The organism is Geodermatophilus chilensis (genome assembly GCF_002802985.1).
In the GTDB taxonomy this organism is placed as follows: Bacteria; Actinomycetota; Actinomycetes; order Mycobacteriales; family Geodermatophilaceae; genus Geodermatophilus; species Geodermatophilus chilensis.
In genome coordinates this window covers 1-20,564 of the sequence record NZ_NVPT01000018.1, presented here as the reverse complement: position 1 = coordinate 20,564, position 20,564 = coordinate 1, and the positions used below count along the sequence as shown (strand labels likewise).

Below are 20,564 nucleotides of genomic sequence, written 5' to 3'. Positions count from 1 at the left end.
GTCGGCCGTCCTCGGGCTGGTCCACCGTCGGACGGTAGCGCCGCCCGCAGCCGGGTCACGCCGGTCGGCGCGCGAGGTCCTCGATCGGTCCGGACCAGGCGGCCGGCGCCGTCCAGACGAAGCTGTGCGCGCCGGGCACGGCACGGAACCGCCCGTCGGGTGCCAGCTCGGCGAGCTCCCGCGCCCACTCCTCCGTGCAGAGGCGGTCCTGGTCCCCGCGCAGCACGAGTATCGGTACCTGCACCTGCGGGACGACGTCCTCCAGCGCGTCGGCGAGGTGCGCCGAGAGCGCGTGCCGGACCCGGCGCAACCCGGCCCGCTGTCGCTCGGAGGTGTGCTCCGCGTCGAGGCTCGGCGGCTCCAGCGCGTGGTTGCGGCGCCAGGCCAGCAGCACCCGGCGCAGGCTGCGGTAGCGCGGGTCGATGGTCGGGCTGGCCAGGACCAGCGCCCGCACGGTGTCCGGACGGCGCACCGCGACCCGCGCGGCCACCTGCGTGCCGCTGGAGTGCCCGGCGAGCACCACCCGGTCGAGCCCGCTGGCGTCGAGCCACTGCACGACGGCGTCGGTGAACTGCGCGACGTCCAGCGGGTGCGGCGGCTCCCCGCTGCCGGAGAAGCCGGGCAGCTCGACCAGGTGGGCGCGGGTCCAGGCGGCGAGCTCGTACAGCGCCGGCTGCAGGTAGTCGGCCACGGCCAGGCCGGGGACGACGACCACCTCCGGGACGCCGTCGTGCGGCGTGCCGACCGTGCGGCTGCGCATCACGCCCCAGGTGGTGGGGCGGTGGGCGAGCTCGACGTCGGGCGGCGGGTGTGGACCCACACCGGGGTCGGCAACCATGGCGTGACGGTAGCCACCGGCGTCCTGCGAAGGGGCGGCGTTGCTGGTTGACTCCCGGCAGGCGGTGAGCCGAGCCGTCCGTGCTGGTCCATTGGGGGTGCGCCATGGCGACGACGGTCGCGGGGATGTCGAAGCAGCAGCTGGCGAGGGCGCTGGGCGCCACGGGGGCGGCTTTCGGGTTGGCCAGCATCGTCGCGCCGAGGGCGGTCGCCGGGACGTACGGCGTGCCGGTCACCGCGGCGGGTCTGCAGCTGCAGCGGCTGTTCGGCAGCCGGGCGCTGGCGATCTCCGTCCTGGCGCTGACCGCGCGCACCGACGAGGAGGTCGACCGCGGGCTGGCCGTGGTGGCCGGCATGAACGCGATCGATGCGCTGACCGCGCTCGCGGCGGCTGCGCAGGCCGGCCGGGCGACCACGCTGCGGGCGGTCGCCAGCTCGGTGGCCTACGGCGCGGCCGCGCTGGTCGTCCGGTCGATGAAGGGCTGAGCCGCGCCCCCCTCCGTGTTGATCACGGGGTCGTTGTCGCCGACACCCGCGGACATGCCGTGCAGGCCGGCAACAACCGCATGGTCACCGCGGGGAGACGTGGCGGTGGGCCTCAGCCGACGAGGAAGGCGGTGGCCTGCGGGCCGTCGCCGTCCACGCACGAGCCGGTGGCGACCAGGCCGGCGTCCCCGTCGAGCGGGGCGACGTCGCCCAGCACGGCCGCGCCGGCGCACAGCGACACCGTGGCGACCCGCTCCCCGCTGGCCAGGTCGATCGTGACCAGCTCGGCGGGGTAGGAGAGGTCGGCCTGCGGCAGCCACGCCGAGCGGCCGTCGGGGGAGACGACGACGTCGAGCGCGGAGTCGCCGACACCGTCCAGCTCGGCCGAGGTCGCGACCGCGCCGTCCACCACGGTGACCAGCCGGCCGAGCCTGCGGCCGTCACCGACGTGCAGGGTGGCGACCACGGTGCCGTCGGCGGTGACGTCCACGTCGGCCGGCGCGCCGACCGGGGCGTCGGGCGCGAGGTCGACCGGCTCGCCGACCGTCCGCAGGTCGGCGTCGTACGCGGTGAGCAAGGCCCGCCCGTCGCCGGTCTCGACCAGCGCGACGACGCCGCCGTCCGGGTGCGCGGAGAGCGCGGTGACCGTCCCCTCGGGGACGACCGGTGCGGTCATCGTGATGACGCCGGCGGACAGGTCGACGGTGAGCAGCTGGGCCGAGGCCGGGGCGGGGAGGGCGAGCGCGGCGAAGAGCGTGCGCCCGTCGGCGGAGAGGGCCGTGGCCGCACGCTCCGGGCGCAGGCCGAGGGCGGTGACGGTAGCCTGCCCGTCGGGCGGGACGGTGAGCAGCTGGTACCCGGCGGTCGGGCTGGTGTTGGCGACGAGGAACGAGCCGTCGTCGAGGACGGTGAGCTCGGCGTCGTCGCCGACGGCGGGCAGCTCGAGCAGCGTCGTCGCCGTCGGGCCGTCGTCCCCGGGGCCGACCGCGACCAGCCAGCCGCGCGTGTCCCCGTCGCTGAGCAGCGCCACCGGGTCGTCACCGGGGTGAGCGGCGAGGTCGAGCAACCGGGCGTCGCCGCCGACTGCCGCGTCGAGGTCGACGGTGCCCAGCAGGGCGGGGCCGCCGTCGGGTCCGGTGCGTGGGGCGGGGCCCGCATCGCCGTCGGTCGTGCAGGCGGCGGTCGCCAGGACGACGGCGAGGGCCGCGACGGTGCAGCGGACGCGGGGCATGACGGCTCCGGGGTGGGCAGACGACGAGCGTCCACCGGGCGGGACGGCGCAGCAACTCGGGCGGGCGGCGCCTGTCGCGGCTGGGGCGGATGTGACTGGCTCGTCCGGACGCGCCGGTTGAGTGCCGATGAGCCGGGGGAGACGACGGACTGATCTCTACCCCCGTCGTCGCGGGAGTGGCTCGATATGACGGCATGGCAGCGACGACTCGGGGACGGCCTGGCGGTGCTCGGAGGCGCCCGCCCCGACGTGCTGGAGGCTGCGCCCGGTGCGCGGCCGCGGTTCGTGGCGCTGGGCGGTGTCCTGCTGAGCACCGGCGGGCTGGCCGTCGTCTCGATGGCGTTCGCCGTCGCGATGGCGCTCGGTGTGTGGTGGCCGCTGGCGCTGCTGGTCGGCCTGGGCTGGGGCGCGGTCGTGGTCAACCTCGACCGGATGCTGCTGGTCGGGATGGCGCACGACGCCTCGCTGAAGCGGAACCTGGTGCTCGCCGTCCCCCGGGTGGGGCTGGCGCTCATCCTGGGCGCGGTGATCGCGACCCCGCTGACGCTGCAGGTGTTCTCCTCCGAGATCGACACCGAGGTCAAGGCGATGCAGGCCGAGGCGGCCGACGCCTACCGGGAGTCGCTGGAGACCGACGCCCGCTTCGCCGGGCTGGCGGAGCTGCGCGAGGAGGTGGCGCTGAGCGAGTCGATCGTGGCCTCCGGTGGTGTCGCGGACCCGCAGTTGGCGGTCGTGCACGGCGACGCGACGGCGGCGCAGCAGGCCTACGACGCGGCGCTGGCGACCCAGCGCGAGCTCGAGGCGAAGGCGCAGTGCGAGTTGGACGGCACCTGCGGCACCGGGGAGGCCGGCACGGGTCAGGCGTACGTCGAGGCGCGGGCGGCGGCCGACGCGCAGGCGGCTGTGGTGGCGTCGGCGCGGTCGGCGCTCGACGCCGCGACGGAGGCCGCCTCGGCGGCGGAGGGGCGGGCTGCGCAGCTGGCGTCGGCGTCGCTGGAGACCGACCGGGCCGAGCTGGAGCGGCTGACCGCGGAGCAGGTTCGGCTGCAGACGGCGTTCGACGCGACGGTCGAGGACGCCGACGGGATCCTGGCGCGGCTGGAGGCCCTCGACCGGCTGGGCGACCGCAACGCCACGCTGGCCGCGGCGCAGGTGATGCTGTCGCTGCTGTTCATGAGCATCGAGATCCTGCCCGTGCTGATGAAGCTGCTGCTGAACTTCGGCCCGCCCTCGGCCTACGACAAGCTCGCGGCGCTGCGGGACTCCGGCGACGTGGAGATCGAGGAGCTGCAGAAGGAGTCGCGGCTGACCGTGGCCGCAGCCCGCGAGGAGATGCTGGTGATGGCCGAGCAGGAGCGGATCGACCGGCAGAAGGCCGCGATCGTCGCCCGGCGGGAGGCCGCCGAGGCGGCCGCTGCAGCCGAGCGGGCGGCGGCTGCCCGCGCGGCGGAGCGTGCTGCTGCGGCGGCCGAGGCGCCGCTGCCGTCGGCGGTGGAGACGCTGCGGCCCTGGGAGACCGGCCCGATGCGCCTGGCCCGCACCGTCCTCGGCGCCCGCCGTCGCCCGGCCGACCGCGTGCCCGCCGGCGTCTGACGGACCAGCACGAACACCCCGGCGACCACGGTCGCCGGGGTGTTCTGCGTTCCGGACCTCGGCCGTGCGGGCCTTCGGCCGGTCCCTGTCGGGCACGGTGCGCAGCGGCGTGAGCGGGCCATCGCCCCGGACCTCGCCGGCGGTGGACATGGCGGCGTCTCGACAGGTCGACATGTCGGCAGGAGCGGGGTCGTCGCGGGCGGTGGATGAGCCGGTCACATGCGGAGCGGATCAGGTGGGGAGAGGTCGTCGAGCCAGGGCGGGTCGGGTTCGGGATCGTGGCACCAGCCGGACGGGCGGGTTGTCCGGGAGACCCCCGACGGGGTGCTGACGACGAGCCGGCCGTCGGGGAGCAGGGTGAAGGACCATCCGCGGGCGAAGGTCTTGATTCGGTGGTGCCGTCGGCAGAGGCAACAGAGGTTCCAGCAGGCGGTGGGACCGCCGGCGGCGAACGCCTGCCCGTGGTCGATGTCGTAGCGGCCGGGACGGCGGCGGCAACCGGGCATGCGGCAGTGCCTGTCGCGGGCCGTGACGAGGCGGCGCTGGGCGGCGGTGGGCCGGTACCTGCCGGTTGGCGGCGGAGGGCGCAGGCCGGGTCCGTCACCTGTCCCGCCGGCCGGGGGCGTCCCGCCTGCTGCGCCGGCGTCGCGCTCGGTGCCCACGGCGGCGCGGCTGCTCTTCTCTCGGCCGCGGCGGCGGATGCGGCGTCCCCGGCCGGCGGCGCGGCGGAGCTCGGCTCGGGTGGCCACGGCGATGGTCTCGCCAGTGGCGGGATCGTCGATCGCGACGTGGACCGACCCGCCCGCAGGAGCCGACCCGAGGTTCAGCATGTCCAGCGAGTGGAGCAGCTCGCGGCACTGGGCGGCGGAGATCCACTGCCCGTCCATCTCCGCCGGGGCCGCGCCGGCCGACGCGTCGGCCCGCAGCGAGGGCAGTGCGGCATGGATGTGGAGATGGGCGGTCACGGGCGGGCGGCTGGTGTTCCAGGGCCGCAGGATCAGGTCCAGGGCGGCGGTGGAGCGCAGCACGCCGATCGGGCGGTCGTCGCCGTCGGCGCGCATCGACCGCGCGTACTGGTCGACCGCGTCACGAGCCGCGTGCACGGCCGGCAGCGGCCCCTCCACGACCAGCCGGCCCAGGTCGTCAGCGGTGCGCTCGACGTGCACGTCGGCCTTGCACTCGGCCTCCTTCCGGCGGCGCTCCTTGGCGTCGGCGTCCAGCCGGTACAGATGGTAGCGGGCCCGGTCGCCGAGCCGGCCCGGCGGGCAGTTCTCGGCACCCGGGAGCACCCGGGCCTGCACCCCGGCGGCGACGCCGTCGTCGGCGTCGCCGAGCAGATCGAGCAGGATCCGCGCCTTGCGCACCGTCAGCCGCCCGGCGTAGAGCTCCGACCAGGTCGCGGCCAGCTTGGTGGTGAGCAGCAGCGACTCGGCCGCCAGCCGGCCGGCCTCGGCTTCCGAACAGTGGCGGATGAGCGCGAGCTCGGAGACGAAGTCGTCGGAGACGCCGGCGAGTGCGGCCGGGCGCATCGCCCGGGAGTCCGGTCCGGGCCCGCCCCGGGCGCCGAAGGCGGTGTCCCGCTCGGCCGAGCGCCTGCGCGCCAGCTCGGCGATGGTCGCCGCCTGACGGGCGTGCTCGCGGGCCATGTGCGCATCGGCCGACCAGATGTCACAGACCAGCTCGAACTCACCGATCTGCGGCGAGACCACCTCCGAGGGCAGGACGGGGAGCGGTTCGCCGGCCTCCGGCGGCCGCGGCACCCCTTCGTCCTCCATGCCCGCACCGTAGCGAGCAGCACTGACAGTTCTCGCAGCTCAGCGAGGGCTCGCGGTCAGTCCTCGTCCGGTTCGCGCACGGCCGCGAGGAAGGCGCCCGCGGATGCGTCAACGGCAGCCAGCGCGTCGTCCGTGAGTTCCTGCCGGAGGCCACGCTCGGCGTGCCCGAAGCGGATCAGGTCGCGGAGCAGGTCCGGTGCGCGGTCGGGATACAGCGTCTCGGGGGAGAGGAGCAGGAGCCGCGGATCGAGCAGCCGGTGCACGTTGTGCGGGCTCCACACGAGCGGATCACCGATGCCGTTGGCGCAGCCGGCCACCAGCACCTCGTCGAGCAGCGGACGCAGGTCGTCGCCCGACCACGGTGCGCCGGTGGCGAGGAAGCGGCCGGCGATCTCGTCGAGCTCGTCCTCCGACAGCTCCTGCAGCACGTCGTCCCGACCGCCCTCGGGCAGCAACGACAGCATCCACTCGACGAGCGGGCGCGACTCGGCCCAGTTCTCGGAGCCGAGCCGCCCGGGACCGAGGTCCAGCTCCTGGAGGGCCGCGGTGATGCGGGCGCGGGCGTCGGCGGGGGAGACGTCGCGCACGCGGACGTCCGGGTTGTCCTCCTCGACCAGCAGGGGGACCACCGAGGCGAGCGGGGACTCCACGACGTACCCGTCGGTCGCGACGGCGCCGAGCTCGTTGTCGATGCGCACGACGGCGGTGAGGGGATGGCCGCCGGGCACGGTGACCCCGACGAGCACCTCGTCGTCGTCCCGGAACACCGTGCTGATCTCGACCGCCCGGTCGACCGGCTCGGTGCGGTCGAGCTCGGCGAGCCAGCGGGGGAGCACGTGCCCGCGTTCGGCGATCTCGCGGCGCACCCGTCGCCGCAGGTCGGCCTCGACGGTCAGCGTGGCGATCGCGAGCAGGGCGGCCGACGTCTCGGCCCGGTCCACCGCGGAGAAGCTGCGGACGAGGTCGTCGAGGGAGGCGGCCGGGTCGTCGCCGCCCGCGGCCACACCGAGCAGCAGACCCACGACGCCGAGCAGCGGACCGGGAGTGGGGCTGTCGACCCCGGCGGCCAGGGCGTCCATCAGCTCCGTCTCGGGCGACGTCCGGCGCTGACCCGGACGGCGGCGGTTGGCTCGCTTCTTGCTCTTCGGCATCGCCGGCAGACGCTACTGCGGCCCTCCGACGCGATCGGCTCTGCCGGCACGAACGCCGCCCGGCCGGCTGTGGACGAACGGTTCCCGTGACACTGGCCGCGGTTAGCCTCGGACGGGTGCTGGACGAGCTGCAGCCGACGCTCACCGACTCCGTCATCCGCCGTTCGGTCGGCCATGACGCCTTCCGCCGCGGCGCGGCCTACGCGGGCGAGGGCCGCGTCTCGGACATCGCCTGCTCCCGCACGCTCGGCCAGTTCGACGCCACGGTGATCGGTAGCGGGGGACGCCGGTACGAGACCATCGTCGCCTACGACGCCGAGAGCGCCCGCTGGTGGGGGGAGTGCAGCTGCCCGGTCGGCGCGGACTGCAAGCACGTCGCCGCCGTCCTGATCACCGGCCGGGAGTTCCTGGACGACGCGCCGCCGACGGGAGCTGCCCGCGCTCCGGACTGGGAGACGGCGCTCGCCGACCTGGTCCCCGCGGCGCCGTCCGGCTCCGGCACGGGCACCCCCATCGGACTGCAGTTCGACGTCGAGAACGCGGCGAACCGCCGCGCCGCCGCGTCCGGGGTGTCGGTGCGGCTGCGCCCGGTCGTGCCGGGCGCGAAGGGCCGCTGGATCCGCTCCGGGGTGTCCTGGCGCGACCTGCAGTACGACTACCACGCGCAGCGCGATCCGGCGCACGCCGCCGCGCTGCGCGCACTGCACCGCACCCACCAGGCGGCCGACGACGGCCCCGGGTACTACGGCTACGGCTACGGGGACGCGCCGGTGCGGCTCGAGGAGTTCGGCCCCGCGCTGTGGCCGGCCCTGCAGCAGGTGGTGGACGAGGGGGTGACCCTTGTGACCACCCGCGGCGGCCCCGTACGGGTGGCCCCGGAGCCGGTGTCGCTCGCCGTGGACCTGCGCCGGGACGGCGATCCCGATGCCGGTCCCGATGCCGACCCCGATCTGCGCATCGAGCCGGTGGTCGACCTGGGCTCCGGCGTCTGCGTCCCCGCCGCGGCGGTGGGCCTGCTCGGCAGCCCGCCGCACGGCGCCGTGCTGCTCCCCGGCGACCCGGCGCTGCCCCCGGACCTCGTGCCGGAGCGGGGGCTGCTGCTCGTGCCCGTGCAGCCGGTCCCCCGGCGTGTGGAGAAGCTGCTCACCGCCGGGTCCCTGCGCGTGCCCGCGGGCGACCGCGCGCGCTTCCTGACCGGGTTCTACCCGGCACTGCACCGCGCACTGCCGGTCCGCTCCTCCGACGGGTCGGTGGAGCTGCCGGAGGTGCTCCCTCCGCGGCTGTGCCTGCAGGTCGACCACGCCGGGGACCACCGGGCGCGGCTCACCTGGTCGGTGCAGTACCGCACTGGCGAGGACGTCCGCCGGCTGCCGCTGGCAGGAGAGGACGGCGCCGCCCCGGACGCCGGCCGCGACGTCGCCGCCGAGGAGCGGCTGGTGCGGTCCCTGCCGCTGCCGACGGACCGGTTGGCCCGGCTCTGGCAGAACGGCCCGGAGCGGCGGCTGGCGCCGACCGCGGTGCTGTCCGGTATGGACACCGTCGTCCTCACGACCGAGGTGCTGCCCCGGCTGGCGGACGCCGGCGTGCTGGTGGAGGTGACCGGGGAGCCCGCGGACTACCGGCACACCGACGCGGCCCCGGTCGTGCGGGTCTCCGCCACGGACGGGCCGGACGCCGACTGGTTCGACCTCGGCGTCACGGTCACGGTGGACGGCGAGGACATCCCGTTCGCGCTGCTGTTCACCGCGCTGGCCGCCGGCGACTCGCACCTGGTGCTGCCCAGCGGGACGTGGTTCGACATCCGCCGTCCGGAGTTCGACCGCCTGCGCCGGCTGATCGACGAGGCGCGGGCGCTGCAGGACGCCGAGCGGCCGGGCCTGCGGATCAGCCGCTACCAGGCCGGGCTGTGGGACGAGCTCGTGGAGCTCGGGGTGGTGGCCGAGCAGAGCGAGCGGTGGGCGCGGGACGTCCGGGCCCTGCTCGACGTCGACGACGCCGTCCCGCCGGTGGCGCCCGAAGGGCTGGCCGCGCAGCTGCGCCCCTACCAGCTGCAGGGCTACCAGTGGCTCTCGGTGCTGTGGGACGCCGGGCTCGGCGGCGTGCTCGCCGACGACATGGGTCTGGGCAAGACGCTGCAGGCGCTGGCGCTGGTGTGCCGGGCGAAGGAGGCCGGCGAGCTGACCGCGCCGGTGCTCGTGGTGGCCCCGACCAGCGTGGTGTCGAACTGGGCGCGCGAGGCGGCGCGGTTCGCGCCCGGCCTCGTCGTCCGGACCATCGAGGCCACCGGCCGCAAGCTCGGCATGCCGCTGGCCGAGGCGGTCGGCGGTGCCGACCTGGTGATCACCTCGTACACGCTGCTGCGTCTCGGCGAGGACGACTACTGCGAGCTGCCGTGGAGCGGGCTGGTGCTCGACGAGGCGCAGTTCGTGAAGAACCACGCAGCCAAGACCTACGCCGCCGCGCGGCGGCTGCCGGCCCGGTTCAAGCTCGCCATCACCGGCACCCCGGTGGAGAACGACCTGATGGACCTGTGGTCGATGCTGTCGATCGTGGCGCCCGGGCTCTTCCCGAGCCCGCAGAAGTTCACCGAGCACTACCGGACGCCGATCGAGAAGGGCGGGGACGCCGACGTGCTGGCCGCGCTGCGCCGCCGGATCCGGCCGCTCATGCGCCGCCGCACCAAGGAGCAGGTCGCCGCCGAGCTGCCGCCCAAGCAGGAACAGGTGCTCGAGGTGGCGCTCAACCCGAGACACCGCAAGGTCTACGACACCCACCTGCAGCGGGAGCGGCGCAAGGTGCTCGGCCTCGTCGACGACCTCCAGCGCAACCGGTTCACCATCTTCCGGTCGCTGACCCTGCTGCGGCAGCTGGCCCTGGACGCGTCGCTGGTGGACGAGGCCTACGCCGGGATCCGGTCGAGCAAGGCGGACGCCTTTCTGGAGCACTTGCAGGAGGTGGTCGCCGAAGGGCACCGCGCGCTGGTGTTCAGCTCGTTCACCGGCTTCCTCGGCACGGTCCGCCAGCGGCTGGACGCCGCAGGGCTGCCGTACGCCTACCTTGACGGGCGCACGCGGGACCGGCAGCGGCGGATCGACAAGTTCCGCAGCGGGCGCGCCCCGGTCTTCCTGATCAGCCTCAAGGCCGGCGGGTTTGGGCTCAACCTGACCGAGGCCGACTACGTGTTCGTGCTGGACCCGTGGTGGAACCCGGCGGTGGAGGCGCAGGCGGTCGACCGGGCGCACCGGATCGGCCAGGACAAGACGGTGATGGTGTACCGGCTGGTGGCCGCGGGCACCATCGAACAGAAGGTCCTGGCCCTGCAGGAGCGCAAGCGGGACCTGTTCGCCCGCGTGCTGGACGACGACGGCGGCGCCCTGTCCGGTGCCCTGACGGCCGAGGACATCCGCGGACTGTTCGCCTGAACTCCGACCGGGTAGTGGTGTCGGAGGACATGGAGCTCGCTTCCGGCCGAGGACCGACCTCCACTTGATATCTCTATCTTTGATAGTAGCCTCCATCATTGTGAGAACTGCGCCGCCGCTCGTGGCACCCCTGTTCCGCTCGGACGGACAGGCCCGCCTGCTGGCCGAGCTGTTCTTGTCCGGGGCGGACGAGCTCAACCTGAACGAACTCGCCACCAGGGCTGGGTTGGCCTACGGCACGGTGCATCGGGAAGTGCGCCGACTGCTCGAGGCGGGGCTGCTCATCGAGCGGCGGGTCGGTCAGGCCCGGCTCGTCCGGCCCAACCCGGAGTCCCCGCTGACCCAGCCGGTCCGAGACCTGCTGCTGGTCTCTGCGGGGCCGGTCCCGCTGCTGGCCGCCGAGCTGCGCGACATCGACGGCGTCCAGGCCGCGTTCCTGTACGGCTCGTTCGCCGCCCGGATGCGCGCCGAGCCCGGTGAGGCACCCAACGACATCGACGTCATGGTGGTGGGCACCCCCGATCCGATGGCGGTCTACGAGGCATGCCAGCGGGTCGGTGACCAGGTCGGCCGTGAGGTCAACGCGACGATCATGACCCCCGAGGAGATGCAGGAGCACAGCGGGTTCCTCGCCCAGGTCCGACGCAGCGCGACCGTGCCGATTATCGGAGACCTGCCGTGGCAGTGATGCTCCTGACGACCGCGCAGCAGCGCGCCGTCGAGGCGCTCGTGGCGGCGCGCCGGCTCGAGCGGGTCCCGGTCGACGAACAGCGCTGCGCGGCGTTCCTGAGTCAGGCCGAGACGGCGCTGAGCGACCTGCCGAACGTCACCCATGCGCAGAACACGTACAACCTCGCCTATGACGCCGCGCACGACGTCGGCGAGGCCATGCTCGCGGCGTACGGCTGCCGCACCAGACACGGCCCCGGCCAGCACGACGCCCTCGGCCGATTCCTGGCTGCCATCTTCGACTCCCCGCCGGAGAACGCCGCGTCCCAGCACTACGACCGGATGCGTCGCGACCGCAACAGGCAGCGCTACAACGCCCAGCCGATCACCACGGCGGCGGCTACCGCCGCCGCTGACGCGGCCACGACACTGTTCCGGGCCGGCCGTAGTCGAGTCCAGACCGTCGTCTGACCGATGGGCCGGCTGCTGCCCGCGGCCACACTGAGCAGCAGGCCGACGACGCCGAGCAGCGGACTGGGGGTGGGGCTGTCGACCCCGGCGGCCAGAGCGTCCATCAGCTCCGTCTCGGGCGACGTCCGGCGCTGAGCCGGACGGCGGCGCTCGGTTCGCTTCTTGCTCTTCGGCTCGCCGACAGACGCTACTGCGGCCCTCCGACGCGAGCAGCCGATCAGCCGACGAGGCGCTGTCCCGAGGGCGGTCTGACGTCCCGCAGGCTCTCCGGCCCCGGGGTCGTCCCGGGGAACTCCTGCTCTGCCCACCACGGTGGGCAGAGCACGATTGCCCACGGAGGTGCACCGGCCCGGCGCTCAGCGGACGCCGCTCCGGCGTGCGGCGGGCAGACGCCGCTCGAGCTCCGCCACCAGCTCGGCGATGACCTCGGCGGCCGGACGGATGTCGGTCACCGAGCCGACGGCGGCCCCGGCGTACATGGCCATCGCGTCCAGGTGGCCCTCGGCACCGGCAACGGGCGGGACGCCGGACCCGCGCGGCACGGGGACCTGCGTACCGCCCATGGTCGCCGTCCCGACCACGTCGTCGTCCAGCTCGGCGACCCTCTCCACCGCAGCCCGCAGCACCCGGGCCCGTGGGCTGGTGGCGCAGAGGGGACAGTCGGCGAAGGCGTCGGTGATGACCGTGGCGTCACCGGCAGCGTCGACGACGGCCTGCTTGTACGCCGGGTGCGCGCCGGACTCGACGGTCGCGATGAACCGGGTGCCGATGCGGGCACCGGCCGCACCGGCCGCCAGCACCTCGGCGAAGGACCGTCCGTCCGTGATGCCGCCGGCCGCCAGCACGGGGACGTCGACCGCGTCGAGCACCTCTGGGAGCAGGCGGCGCAGTGGCGTGGAGCCCCGGACGTGGCCACCGGCCTCGACTCCTTGGACCGTGACGACGTCGCAGCCGGCGTCCTCCGCGGCGCGCGCCTCCGCGACCGAGCCGACCTGCCACCCCACGAGCGCCCCGGACCGGTGGACGAGCTCCACGATCCGCGGCGACGGGTCGAACCAGAAGAAGTCGACCAGCCGCACCCGCTCGGCGACGTCGACGACCAGCTGCTCGCCGACCTCCTCGCTGACGACGTTGGCCGACAGCACGCCGGACGTGCGCCGGCGCATCTCGTCCAGGCGCCGGACCAGGGCCTCCGGAGCAAGGCCCAGCGCGGTGACCGTGCCGACCCCACCGGCATCGGCGACCGCCACGGCGAGGTCCGGCGAGGAGATCGTCCCCATCGGAGCCTGCTGGACGGACACGGAGCAGCCGACCAGCTCGGTGAAGCGCGTCTGCATGCCGGCCTCCCCTCGGGGCCGGAGCGCATCGACGATCTCGCCGGGGGAGGCCTCCGTCAAGGCGTCGGGGCGAGGCGGCGGTGTCCTTCCAGGCTCCCCCTGAGAGTGGACCTCGACCGGAGGTCGCTTGTCATACCCGGTCCTAGCCTTCACTCTGGGTGGGCGAGGGGGAGCGCAGTGAGCACAGCCGTCTGGGCCTTCATCGGCGTGGTGGCCGGCGGGCTGCTCACGGTCGCCGCCCAGGCCACGGCCGAGTCCCTCAGGGCCCGCGCGGCGGCGCGGGCACGACAGGACCAGCGCGAGCGCGCGTCGCGCGAGTTCGAGCGCGAGACCCTGATCGAGCTGCAGGCCGCCATGGCCGACTACCGGGCGGCGCTGGTGCGGGACAGGAGCCAGATCCTGCCCTCCCGCGCCACGGACATGCAGCTCTCGGCCGCCCGGTCGAGGTACCAGATGCTCGTGCACCGCGTGTCGTCGTCCCCTGCGCGGGAGGCCGCGCTGGCCTGGGAGACGGCCGCACTGCCCTGGTTCCAGGGCGACGACTCCGGCACCGCCGCGGCGGAGGCCGAGGCGTGGGCGACGGCGATGCGGGTGACCGGCGAGGCCGTCCGCGTCACGGACTGAGTGCCGTCAGACGGTCTTCAGGCGCTCCGCGACGCCGTGGTCGCGGGCGGCCTCGACGAGGTACTCGCCGAACTCCCGGGTGACGTGTTCCGCGCGAAGCAGCGCGGCGCCACCGTCGACCAGCACGCGGGTGACCAGCTCGTCGGCGAAGGACGGCGTCCCGGCGACCATGCGGCGGAAGTCGACCACGATGGTGGCGCCGGCCATGCGGTCCGCGAGGCCGTCGACCAGGGCACGGGCGCGCTCGCGGCCGCCGCTCAGCTGGGGGACCTCGATCGGTGGGAGGACTGCAGGCACGGTCATCGACCTCCTCACAGGCTCAGGCGCACGTGGGCGAGCGTACCGGGATAGGACGCCGGGAGATCGGTCAACTCGGGATCCGGCTGACCCCTCCGGAAGGTGCCGCTGGCCGCTCCGCTCATCAGCGTCACGCTCCCGCGGTGCTCGCCGGTGATGCCGATGACCCGGCTGATCCCACGCCCGCGCCCGGGGCGGCCGATGGAGGTGACGTGCACCTGCGCCGCGCGCACGACCGCCGTCCGGTCGTCGGGCACGGGGATCGCTTCGGCGAGCCGCGCACGCAGACCGATGCCGCTGTCACCGACGGCGAACGAGATGTCCCTCCTGTTGTCGTAGCGCTGCAGCGCCACGTAGCCGTGCGTCCGGGTGCTGTGCTCCAGGACGTTCCGGGCCATCTCGTCGAGTGCGGCGTACAGCGGCTGGATGAGCTCGGGGTGGTCGTCGACGTAGGTCTGCACCAGGGCGGCGGCGACGGTGTCGAGCCCGGCCTCCCCGTCGAACCGGCGCAGCTCGACGAGGCGGTGGCCGAGTCGGCGCTCCCGCACCGCCGGCAGGTCGTGGACCACGTCGAGTCCGGCGAGCTGCTCACCGAGCCGCATCCGGGTGAGGTAGTTGGCGACGTCGCCACCCTCGGGCTTGCGGAAGCGGATGGGACGGCGCAGGAGCGTCGCCCGCTCGGCGATGACGGCGAGGCTCACCAGACCCGCCGGGTCGATGAACCTGAGCCTGGTCAGGTCGATCTCGACGGGTCCGGGGCCCGCAGGGCGCAGGTGTCCGCCGATCTCGTCGTACGTCAACACGCCGTTCGTGCAGAGCGTGATGTCGACGCAATCGGTCCTGGTCATCTCCGTTACATCATCGACGAGGGTGTGACAGACGGCTGAGTGACGGTGCGGTCCCCGTGCGTGACCAGCGGAGACGGTCGGTGGCCGGAGAACCGCGCCCCGTCAGCGCCGGGTGCCCGGGCGCTGGTGGGAGTCGTAGCCGGGCAGCCACCGCCGGAGCTTGGCGTCGACGGCGACCGTGGCGTCCAGTGAACAGAGGACGCCGGCCAGCCCCGCGGCCACGCGCTGGAGCAGCAGGTGGCGCGGCGGGATGGTCAGCCGGCGCTGGATGCGGGCGGCGGCGCTGAACGGGTCGGAGGCGAGCCGGGTCTGCTCCTGCATCCAGGCCCGGGTGAACCGGTAGGTGGGGCTGCGCAGCGGCTGCAGGTAGGGGTCGAGCAGCGCCAGCAGGGCGTGGGCGGTGACCTGCTCCGGCCGCAGCAGTCCCGCGGAGGCGGCGATGCGGTGCAACGCAGCGGCGTCGCCGTCCCGGCCGGCGGCGAGCAGCGGTCCGAGCCGGGCGGGCCAGCCGTGCGGCAGAGCCTCGGTCGCCCCGAAGTCGAGGACCGCGAGCCGGCGGTCGGGCAGCAGCCGGAAATTCCCGGGGTGCGGGTCACCGTGCAGCCGGCGGGCGCGCACGGGTGCGGAGGCGAGCAGTCGGACCAGCAGCTGACCGGCGCGGTCCCGGTCATCCTGGGTGCCGTCGGCGATGACCCGTGACAGCGGTGTTCCCTCGACCCAGCGGGTGACCAGGACCTGGCCTTCGACGGCCAGCACGTCGGGGACGGCGATGTCCGGGTCGTCGCGGTAGGCGTCGGCGAACGCCGTCTGAGCGTCGGCCTCCCGGACGTAGTCGACCTCCTCGACGAGTCGGTCGCGCAGCTCGGCGAGCAGCCGGCGGGCGTCGAGGCCGGGCACGGCCGCCTGCACGATCGGCGTCAGCGTCTGCAGCACTTGAAGGTCGGCGACGAGCGCCTGGGCGGCGCCCGGGTACTGGACCTTCACGGCCACCGGCGTGCCGTCGGACCACGTAGCGCGGTGCACCTGCCCCACGCTGGCCGCCGCGACGGGCCGGTCGTCGAAGTTCTTGAGTTGCTGCGGCCAGTCGGGTCCGAACGCGGTGTCGAGCTGCCCGTGCACCAGGGCGGTCGGCATGGCCGGCGCCGCCTCCTGCAGCCGGACGAGCGCCTCTCGATAAGGGCCGACCAGCTGCTCGGGCAGCGCGGCCTCCATTGCCGACATCGCCTGGCCGACCTTCATGGCGCCGCCCTTGAGCTGGCCGAGGACGGCGAACAGCTGCTCGGCGGTGCGCTGCTGCACCTGCGCGGCGACCACCTCCGCGGGGCGGCCGCCGAGGCGCTTGCCGATCCCGAGGGCGGTGCGGCCGGCGTACGCCGCGGGCAGCGCGGCGAGCCGCGCCGTCCGGGCGAGGCGGCCCCGCGGCGGCCCACCGTCCTCGGAGGTCACCGGCGGACCGTAGCGCCGACCAGGGCGGTCGGTGGCCGGCGCGCTCCTGCCCCGGCTGGCGAGTCCCGGCTCGGCAGTGGCGGCCGGGTCAGGACCGAGTGTCGAGGACCTGCAGACCTTCGTGCTGCCAGGCCGCGAGCAGGTCTCGATCACCGGCCAGGGCAACGGTCACGCGCTCCAGCAGCGGGTGGCGCGGGCGGCCGCCCGACGGCTCGTGATCAGTTCCGCGGCACGAGGCCGGTCCGCATCGTCCTCGTCTCGTTCGCGCGCGGCCGCGAGGAAGGCGCCGGCGGATGCGCCGACGGCCGCCAGTGCGTCGTCCGTGAGTTCCTGCCGGAGTCCGCGCTCGGCGTGCCCGAAGCGGGTCAGGTCGGCTCACCTCCGGTGCTGCAACCAGCTCGCGACCTGCCGGACGAAGTCCGCCAGGTCCCGCTGCGCCACGGGTACGGCCGCAGCGACGATCGAGAGGTCGGCACGGGCGTACTCGTGCACCAGGATGTTCCGCAGGCCGACGGCGGCCACCAGCGACCCGGCCAGATCGGTGCTGATCAGGCCGTGCTCGGCCGCAGCACGGACGGCGTCGCGGTACGTCGTCGGAACCGTCGTCGTCTCGGCGGCCAGCACATGGCTGCACACCGCCACGATCAGGTCGACGGCCTGGGTCAGGGCTCGCTCCACCGCCAGACGGAGCAGCACGTCGTGCTCGAGCCGGGCGGAGTCCACGTCCCCGACCAGGCGCAGCGCACCGACCAGCTCGTCGAGCGACCGGAGCTTGGCCTGCACCGAGGCGACGTCGACCGGGCGGGGCGTCACGAGGTCGCCATCCGCTGCAGGTCGAGGTCGCGCAGCCACGCCGTCTCGTAGAACTCGAGGGCCGCAGCCATCTGCGTTCGTGCGAACAGGCCGGCCGATGCCTCGTACAGCGGTCGCGCGCCGACCAGTCCGGAGAACCGTGCCGTCGGGGAGGCGTCGTCGAGGACCAGCACGTCGACGTCGTCACTGGCGGTCAGGTCGGCGAGTTCTCCGACCAGCGCCAGCAGCCCCTGCGTTCCTGCGGGGAGGGACACGGCGACGTCGAGGTCACGGGCCCGCTCCGGGGTGCGGATGGCGCTGCCGAAGACGGTGATCAGCGCGATGCCGTGCCGACGGGCCAGATGGTCGAGCCGCCCGTCGTCGGCGGCGGCGCGCAGACGGTTGAGTGAGTCGGCGACGGACACGGCCCGAGAGTAGGAGACGGGTGCGTCACCGGGGAGCCGCATGGAGTGATGCCAGCCGTGTGGCGCCTCGCGACCTCGGCACCGACGACGCTGGGACGGCTGATCACTCCGCCGGACGCCCGAGGGCCGCTTCCACGACCTCAGCAGCCGGGGTCAGTGGACGGCGCGCTTCTGCCCGGCCCAGGACGGCTTGCGCAGCTCACGCTTGAGCACCTTGCCGACGGGGGAGAGCGGCAGCGCGTCGACGACGTCCGTCGACCTCGGCGTCTTGTAGCCGGCGAGCCGGTCGGCGCAGAAGGCGCGCAGCTCGTCGAGGGTCACGGCGGCGCCGGCCGCCGGGACGACGACGGCGTGCACGCGCTCGCCCCAGGTCTCGTCGGGGATGCCGATGACCGCGCAGGTCGCCACCGCCGGGTGCTGGGCGAGGACGCTCTCCACCTCGACCGAGTACACGTTCTCGCCGCCGGAGATGATCATGTCCTTGAGGCGGTCGGTAGGACCGGCCGGTCGTGCCGCCGGTGTAGAAGATGCCGGCGAGCTGGTCACCGCCGCGGCGGGCGTCCTCGACCGGCTCGTGCGCATGGACCAGCTCCTCGACGGAGAGCATGCCATCGGGGGGAGGTCCGTCACCGGAGTGGACGACGTGCTGCAGCCTGCTGTGCGCTGACCTGATGCCGTCGACGCACGCCGTGAAGACGTCGTCGACGACCAGGACCCGGGCGTCGACCTCGGCGAGCGAGTCGGCGATCTCGGGGACGCTCCACCGGATGTTGACCGGGACGACGACGCCGCCGGCCCACAGCCTGGCGGCGAGGAACTCGTGGTAGCGGTCGGAGTTCAGGGACAGGATGGCCGCGCGCTCGCCGTCCCGGACCCCGAGCTGCCGGAGAGCGGCGGCGAGCCGGGCGATCCGGTCGACCGACTCGGCATGGGTCCGGGTGCGACCGGTGCAGACGGTGGCGGTCTCGTCCGGGGGTTGCTGGACGTGGCGGTGCAGCCCCTGGGTGAGGTACACGGCGACTTCCCGATCCGGTGGTCCGGATGGGAACCGTGCGCTCGGCGACGTCCGCGTCGCCAGAGGCGGACGGCTCTGCGACCGCCCGCCCCTGGCGGGTGCGGGTCAGCCGAGGGCCGTCGCCCGCTCGGCGGTGCGGGCGGAGGCGATGAACTCGCGGACGACGGGGTAGATCTCGGCCTCCCAGCGGGACCCGCTGAAGACGCCGTAGTGGCCCACCCCGTCCTGCAGGTGGTGGCGCTTGCGCTCCTCCGGGATGCCGGTGCACAGCCGGTGGGCCGCCTCGGTCTGGCCGGGGGAGCAGATGTCGTCGTTCCCGCCCTCCACGGTGAGCAGCGCGGTGTCGCGGATGGCGCCGGGGTCGACGCGCCGTCCTCGCCAGGTGAAGCGGCCGAGGGGGAGCTCGTGCTGCTGGAAGACGCGGCCGACCGTCTCCAGGTAGAACTCGGCGGGGACGTCCATGACCGCGCCGTACTCGTCGTAGAAGGCGCGGGTGGTGGCGGCCGCGGCGGCGTTGCCGGCCGCGAGGTCGCGGTACATCCGCATGTGCGCGCTCACGTGTCGCCGGGGGTTCATCGACATGAAGGCGGTCAGCTGGACGACGCCGGGGTAGACCCGCCGTCCGGCGCCCGGGTACCGGGCCGGCACGGTGTCGACGACCCGGCGCTCGAACCAGGAGAGCGGCTTGGTGGTGGCCGAGTCGTTGACCCGGTTGGGGTTGATCCGGGTGTCGATCGGGCCGGCCATGAGCGTGACGCTGGCGGGCTGGGCGGGGTCGTCCGCTTCCGCGAGCAGGGCGACGGCGGCGAGCACGGGGACGGCGGGCTGGCAGACGGCCACGACGTGGGTGTCGGGGCCGAGGTGGCGCAGCGCCTGCATGACGTGGTCGATGTACTCGTCGAGCCCGAAGGGCCCGTGCTCGGCGGGGACGTCGCGGGCGTTGTGCCAGTCGATGGCGTAGACGTCGTGGTCGGACAGGAGCGTGCGGATCGTCGGCCGGATGAGCGTCGTGAAGTGGCCGGACATGGGGCCGACGACGAGCACGCCGGGCTGGCCGGTCACCGAGGGCTTGGCGAAGTGCAGCAGGGTGCCGAAGGGCGTGGTCAGCGCCGGGCGCTCGAAGACGTCGGCCTCGCGGCCGTCGACCGGCACGGTCGGAATGCCGAACGCCGGGCGGTCGTGGGTGGGCCGCGCCTTGGCGAGGATGTCGCAGGCCGCGCGCATGTGGCGGACGGCCGGTGCCTTGGCCAGCGGGGTGGGCAGGGCCTGCAGTGCGCGGGCGGTCAGCTCGGACGCCGCCACGACGGGCGCCCCCACTCGGCGGTTCATCTCGTAAGCGGTGTAGAGCATCGGCCTGCCTGTCGCGGAGTCGGATCGTTAACGGTGACCTAGGTCACTTGCCAGACACGTTAACCGTTGTGTACGGCGGCGGCGCGGCGACCCTCGGACGGCGACGTGGTGGGCGCGTGTCGGCGGCACCGGCGTCTCGTGAGCATCAGCGGGCACTCCAGCACCGGTCCGAACCGGGAACGTCGCGGCGGTGGCCCTCGGGGCTCGCCCCTGGACGTCACGGTGGCGGCCGCCTCGGCGGCGGAACGTCGCAGCTGGCGCGCTGCGCGACGCCGGGGACGGCGGGATGGGGAAGCTGATGGAGGAGTCGCGGCTGACCGTGGCGGCGGCGCGCCCTGCGGAGCTGGCGGCTGCGCCGTCTGTCGAGCCTTCCGCCGAGGACCCGCTGCGGCGGCGGGACACCGGGTCGATGCGCCTGGCCGGGCCGTCCTCAGCTCCGCCCGTCGGCTCCCGGCCGACGGCGTGCCTGCCGGGGTCTGACGACCGCGCTTGGCCCTTGCCCAGGTCGAACAGGTGCGCATCAACTGCGATGCGGTGCAGCGTGACGGCGTCGCCGTCCCGACCGGCGGCGAGCAGCGAGGCAGGAAGTCTCGCGGGAGAGAAGTGTGTGCGTCGGGTGACCGATCAAGCCGCTACTGCCTATGGACTCGGAGGGGTCACGGGTCCGACTCGATGAGTGGCAGACCCGCAGACGATCTAAAGATCATTAAGGGCGGTTGTTATAGGAACGATCCGAACTCCAAGCCGGTGCTGGCCAGGAAGCCGACCAGCAGTCCGGGGCGGTACTGCATCCGT

Annotated in this window: 18 protein-coding genes and 1 pseudogene; 6 read left to right on the top strand and 13 right to left on the bottom strand. The window is 74.3% G+C overall.

Features of this window, described 5'->3' with window-relative positions:
• Positions 1–55: 55 nt before the first annotated feature.
• Positions 56–838, bottom strand: coding sequence for an alpha/beta fold hydrolase (locus tag CNO22_RS04875; protein WP_100498221.1), 783 nt, complete (start codon positions 836–838; stop codon positions 56–58).
• Between the two features lie 104 nt (positions 839–942).
• Here CNO22_RS04875 and CNO22_RS04870 point away from each other — a divergent pair, with 104 nt between their 5' ends.
• Complete coding sequence (locus tag CNO22_RS04870; protein ID WP_157936811.1) at positions 943–1,323, top strand: hypothetical protein; 381 nt, start codon at positions 943–945, stop codon at positions 1,321–1,323.
• A 112-nt stretch (positions 1,324–1,435) separates the two neighbouring features.
• Here CNO22_RS04870 and CNO22_RS04865 read toward each other — a convergent pair whose 3' ends face one another.
• A complete protein-coding gene (locus CNO22_RS04865; protein WP_100498219.1) occupies positions 1,436–2,554 on the bottom strand; it encodes a hypothetical protein in 1,119 nt (372 codons plus the stop codon).
• Positions 2,555–2,740: 186 nt separating this feature from the next.
• Between CNO22_RS04865 and CNO22_RS04860 the strand changes: the two genes are divergently transcribed.
• Entirely contained in the window at positions 2,741–4,147 is a 1,407-nt protein-coding gene (locus CNO22_RS04860) for a DUF4407 domain-containing protein (protein WP_100498218.1), read from the top strand.
• Positions 4,148–4,362: 215 nt separating this feature from the next.
• Here CNO22_RS04860 and CNO22_RS04855 read toward each other — a convergent pair whose 3' ends face one another.
• Positions 4,363–5,922, bottom strand: a complete 1,560-nt coding sequence (locus tag CNO22_RS04855; protein WP_157936810.1) for an HNH endonuclease signature motif containing protein — start codon at positions 5,920–5,922, stop codon at positions 4,363–4,365.
• Between the two features lie 56 nt (positions 5,923–5,978).
• On the bottom strand, positions 5,979–7,073 hold the full coding sequence (locus tag CNO22_RS04850; RefSeq protein ID WP_100498216.1) for a hypothetical protein: 1,095 nt from the start codon (positions 7,071–7,073) through the stop codon (positions 5,979–5,981).
• 116 nt (positions 7,074–7,189) lie between these two features.
• Between CNO22_RS04850 and CNO22_RS04845 the strand changes: the two genes are divergently transcribed.
• The 3 genes from CNO22_RS04845 to CNO22_RS04835 all read left to right on the top strand — a co-directional run bounded on the left by CNO22_RS04845 (position 7,190) and on the right by CNO22_RS04835 (position 11,635).
• Positions 7,190–10,495 carry a DEAD/DEAH box helicase gene (locus CNO22_RS04845; RefSeq protein WP_100498215.1) on the top strand — a complete coding sequence of 1,102 codons (3,306 nt, stop codon included), beginning with the start codon at positions 7,190–7,192 and terminating at the stop codon, positions 10,493–10,495.
• Between the two features lie 100 nt (positions 10,496–10,595).
• On the top strand, positions 10,596–11,183 hold the full coding sequence (locus tag CNO22_RS04840) for a helix-turn-helix domain-containing protein (protein ID WP_232806799.1): 588 nt from the start codon (positions 10,596–10,598) through the stop codon (positions 11,181–11,183).
• Positions 11,174–11,635, top strand: coding sequence for a hypothetical protein (locus CNO22_RS04835; RefSeq protein ID WP_232806798.1), 462 nt, complete (start codon positions 11,174–11,176; stop codon positions 11,633–11,635). Before CNO22_RS04840 ends, CNO22_RS04835 begins: the two co-directional genes overlap by 10 nt.
• A 356-nt stretch (positions 11,636–11,991) precedes the next feature.
• On the opposite strand, the gene CNO22_RS04830 is transcribed toward CNO22_RS04835, so the two are convergent.
• Positions 11,992–12,972: an NAD(P)H-dependent flavin oxidoreductase gene (locus CNO22_RS04830; RefSeq protein ID WP_100498242.1), complete on the bottom strand. Its 981-nt coding sequence runs from the start codon at positions 12,970–12,972 to the stop codon at positions 11,992–11,994.
• A gap of 177 nt (positions 12,973–13,149) precedes the next feature.
• Between CNO22_RS04830 and CNO22_RS04825 the strand changes: the two genes are divergently transcribed.
• Positions 13,150–13,596 carry a hypothetical protein gene (locus tag CNO22_RS04825; protein ID WP_100498212.1) on the top strand — a complete coding sequence of 149 codons (447 nt, stop codon included), beginning with the start codon at positions 13,150–13,152 and terminating at the stop codon, positions 13,594–13,596.
• A 6-nt stretch (positions 13,597–13,602) separates the two neighbouring features.
• Here CNO22_RS04825 and CNO22_RS04820 read toward each other — a convergent pair whose 3' ends face one another.
• From CNO22_RS04820 to CNO22_RS04785, 8 genes and pseudogenes are all read right to left on the bottom strand, one after another.
• Positions 13,603–13,899, bottom strand: coding sequence for a hypothetical protein (locus tag CNO22_RS04820; protein WP_100498211.1), 297 nt, complete (start codon positions 13,897–13,899; stop codon positions 13,603–13,605).
• An 8-nt stretch (positions 13,900–13,907) separates the two neighbouring features.
• Positions 13,908–14,741 carry an ATP-binding protein gene (locus CNO22_RS04815; RefSeq protein WP_100498210.1) on the bottom strand — a complete coding sequence of 278 codons (834 nt, stop codon included), beginning with the start codon at positions 14,739–14,741 and terminating at the stop codon, positions 13,908–13,910.
• A gap of 102 nt (positions 14,742–14,843) precedes the next feature.
• Positions 14,844–16,187 carry an ABC1 kinase family protein gene (locus CNO22_RS04810; RefSeq protein ID WP_100498209.1) on the bottom strand — a complete coding sequence of 448 codons (1,344 nt, stop codon included), beginning with the start codon at positions 16,185–16,187 and terminating at the stop codon, positions 14,844–14,846.
• Between the two features lie 375 nt (positions 16,188–16,562).
• Positions 16,563–17,000, bottom strand: coding sequence for a type VII toxin-antitoxin system HepT family RNase toxin (gene hepT / locus CNO22_RS04800; protein WP_157936809.1), 438 nt, complete (start codon positions 16,998–17,000; stop codon positions 16,563–16,565).
• Positions 16,997–17,404: a hypothetical protein gene (locus CNO22_RS04795; RefSeq protein ID WP_157936808.1), complete on the bottom strand. Its 408-nt coding sequence runs from the start codon at positions 17,402–17,404 to the stop codon at positions 16,997–16,999. Before CNO22_RS04795 ends, hepT begins: the two co-directional genes overlap by 4 nt.
• 153 nt (positions 17,405–17,557) lie before the next feature.
• Entirely contained in the window at positions 17,558–17,881 is a 324-nt protein-coding gene (locus CNO22_RS28145; protein WP_408609691.1) for an AMP-binding enzyme, read from the bottom strand.
• A gap of 82 nt (positions 17,882–17,963) precedes the next feature.
• A pseudogene (locus tag CNO22_RS30060) lies at positions 17,964–18,419 on the bottom strand (AMP-binding protein); the annotation flags it as partial.
• 105 nt (positions 18,420–18,524) lie between these two features.
• A complete protein-coding gene (locus CNO22_RS04785; RefSeq protein WP_100498206.1) occupies positions 18,525–19,769 on the bottom strand; it encodes a polyhydroxyalkanoate depolymerase in 1,245 nt (414 codons plus the stop codon).
• Positions 19,770–20,564 lie beyond the last annotated feature (795 nt).

Excerpts from the sequence above, each read along its gene's own strand:
- CNO22_RS04875 (WP_100498221.1), bottom strand. The coding sequence starts at position 838 with ATGGTTGCCGACCCCGGTGTGGGTCCACACCCGCCGCCCGACGTCGAG.
- CNO22_RS04870 (WP_157936811.1), top strand. The coding sequence starts at position 943 with ATGGCGACGACGGTCGCGGGGATGTCGAAGCAGCAGCTGGCGAGGGCG.
- CNO22_RS04865 (WP_100498219.1), bottom strand. The coding sequence starts at position 2,554 with ATGCCCCGCGTCCGCTGCACCGTCGCGGCCCTCGCCGTCGTCCTGGCG.
- CNO22_RS04860 (WP_100498218.1), top strand. The coding sequence starts at position 2,741 with ATGACGGCATGGCAGCGACGACTCGGGGACGGCCTGGCGGTGCTCGGA.
- CNO22_RS04855 (WP_157936810.1), bottom strand. The coding sequence starts at position 5,922 with ATGGAGGACGAAGGGGTGCCGCGGCCGCCGGAGGCCGGCGAACCGCTC.
- CNO22_RS04850 (WP_100498216.1), bottom strand. The coding sequence starts at position 7,073 with ATGCCGAAGAGCAAGAAGCGAGCCAACCGCCGCCGTCCGGGTCAGCGC.
- CNO22_RS04830 (WP_100498242.1), bottom strand. The coding sequence starts at position 12,972 with ATGCAGACGCGCTTCACCGAGCTGGTCGGCTGCTCCGTGTCCGTCCAG.
- CNO22_RS04820 (WP_100498211.1), bottom strand. The coding sequence starts at position 13,899 with ATGACCGTGCCTGCAGTCCTCCCACCGATCGAGGTCCCCCAGCTGAGC.
- CNO22_RS04815 (WP_100498210.1), bottom strand. The coding sequence starts at position 14,741 with ATGACCAGGACCGATTGCGTCGACATCACGCTCTGCACGAACGGCGTG.
- CNO22_RS28145 (WP_408609691.1), bottom strand. The coding sequence starts at position 17,881 with ATGATCATCTCCGGCGGCGAGAACGTGTACTCGGTCGAGGTGGAGAGC.
- CNO22_RS04785 (WP_100498206.1), bottom strand. The coding sequence starts at position 19,769 with ATGCTCTACACCGCTTACGAGATGAACCGCCGAGTGGGGGCGCCCGTC.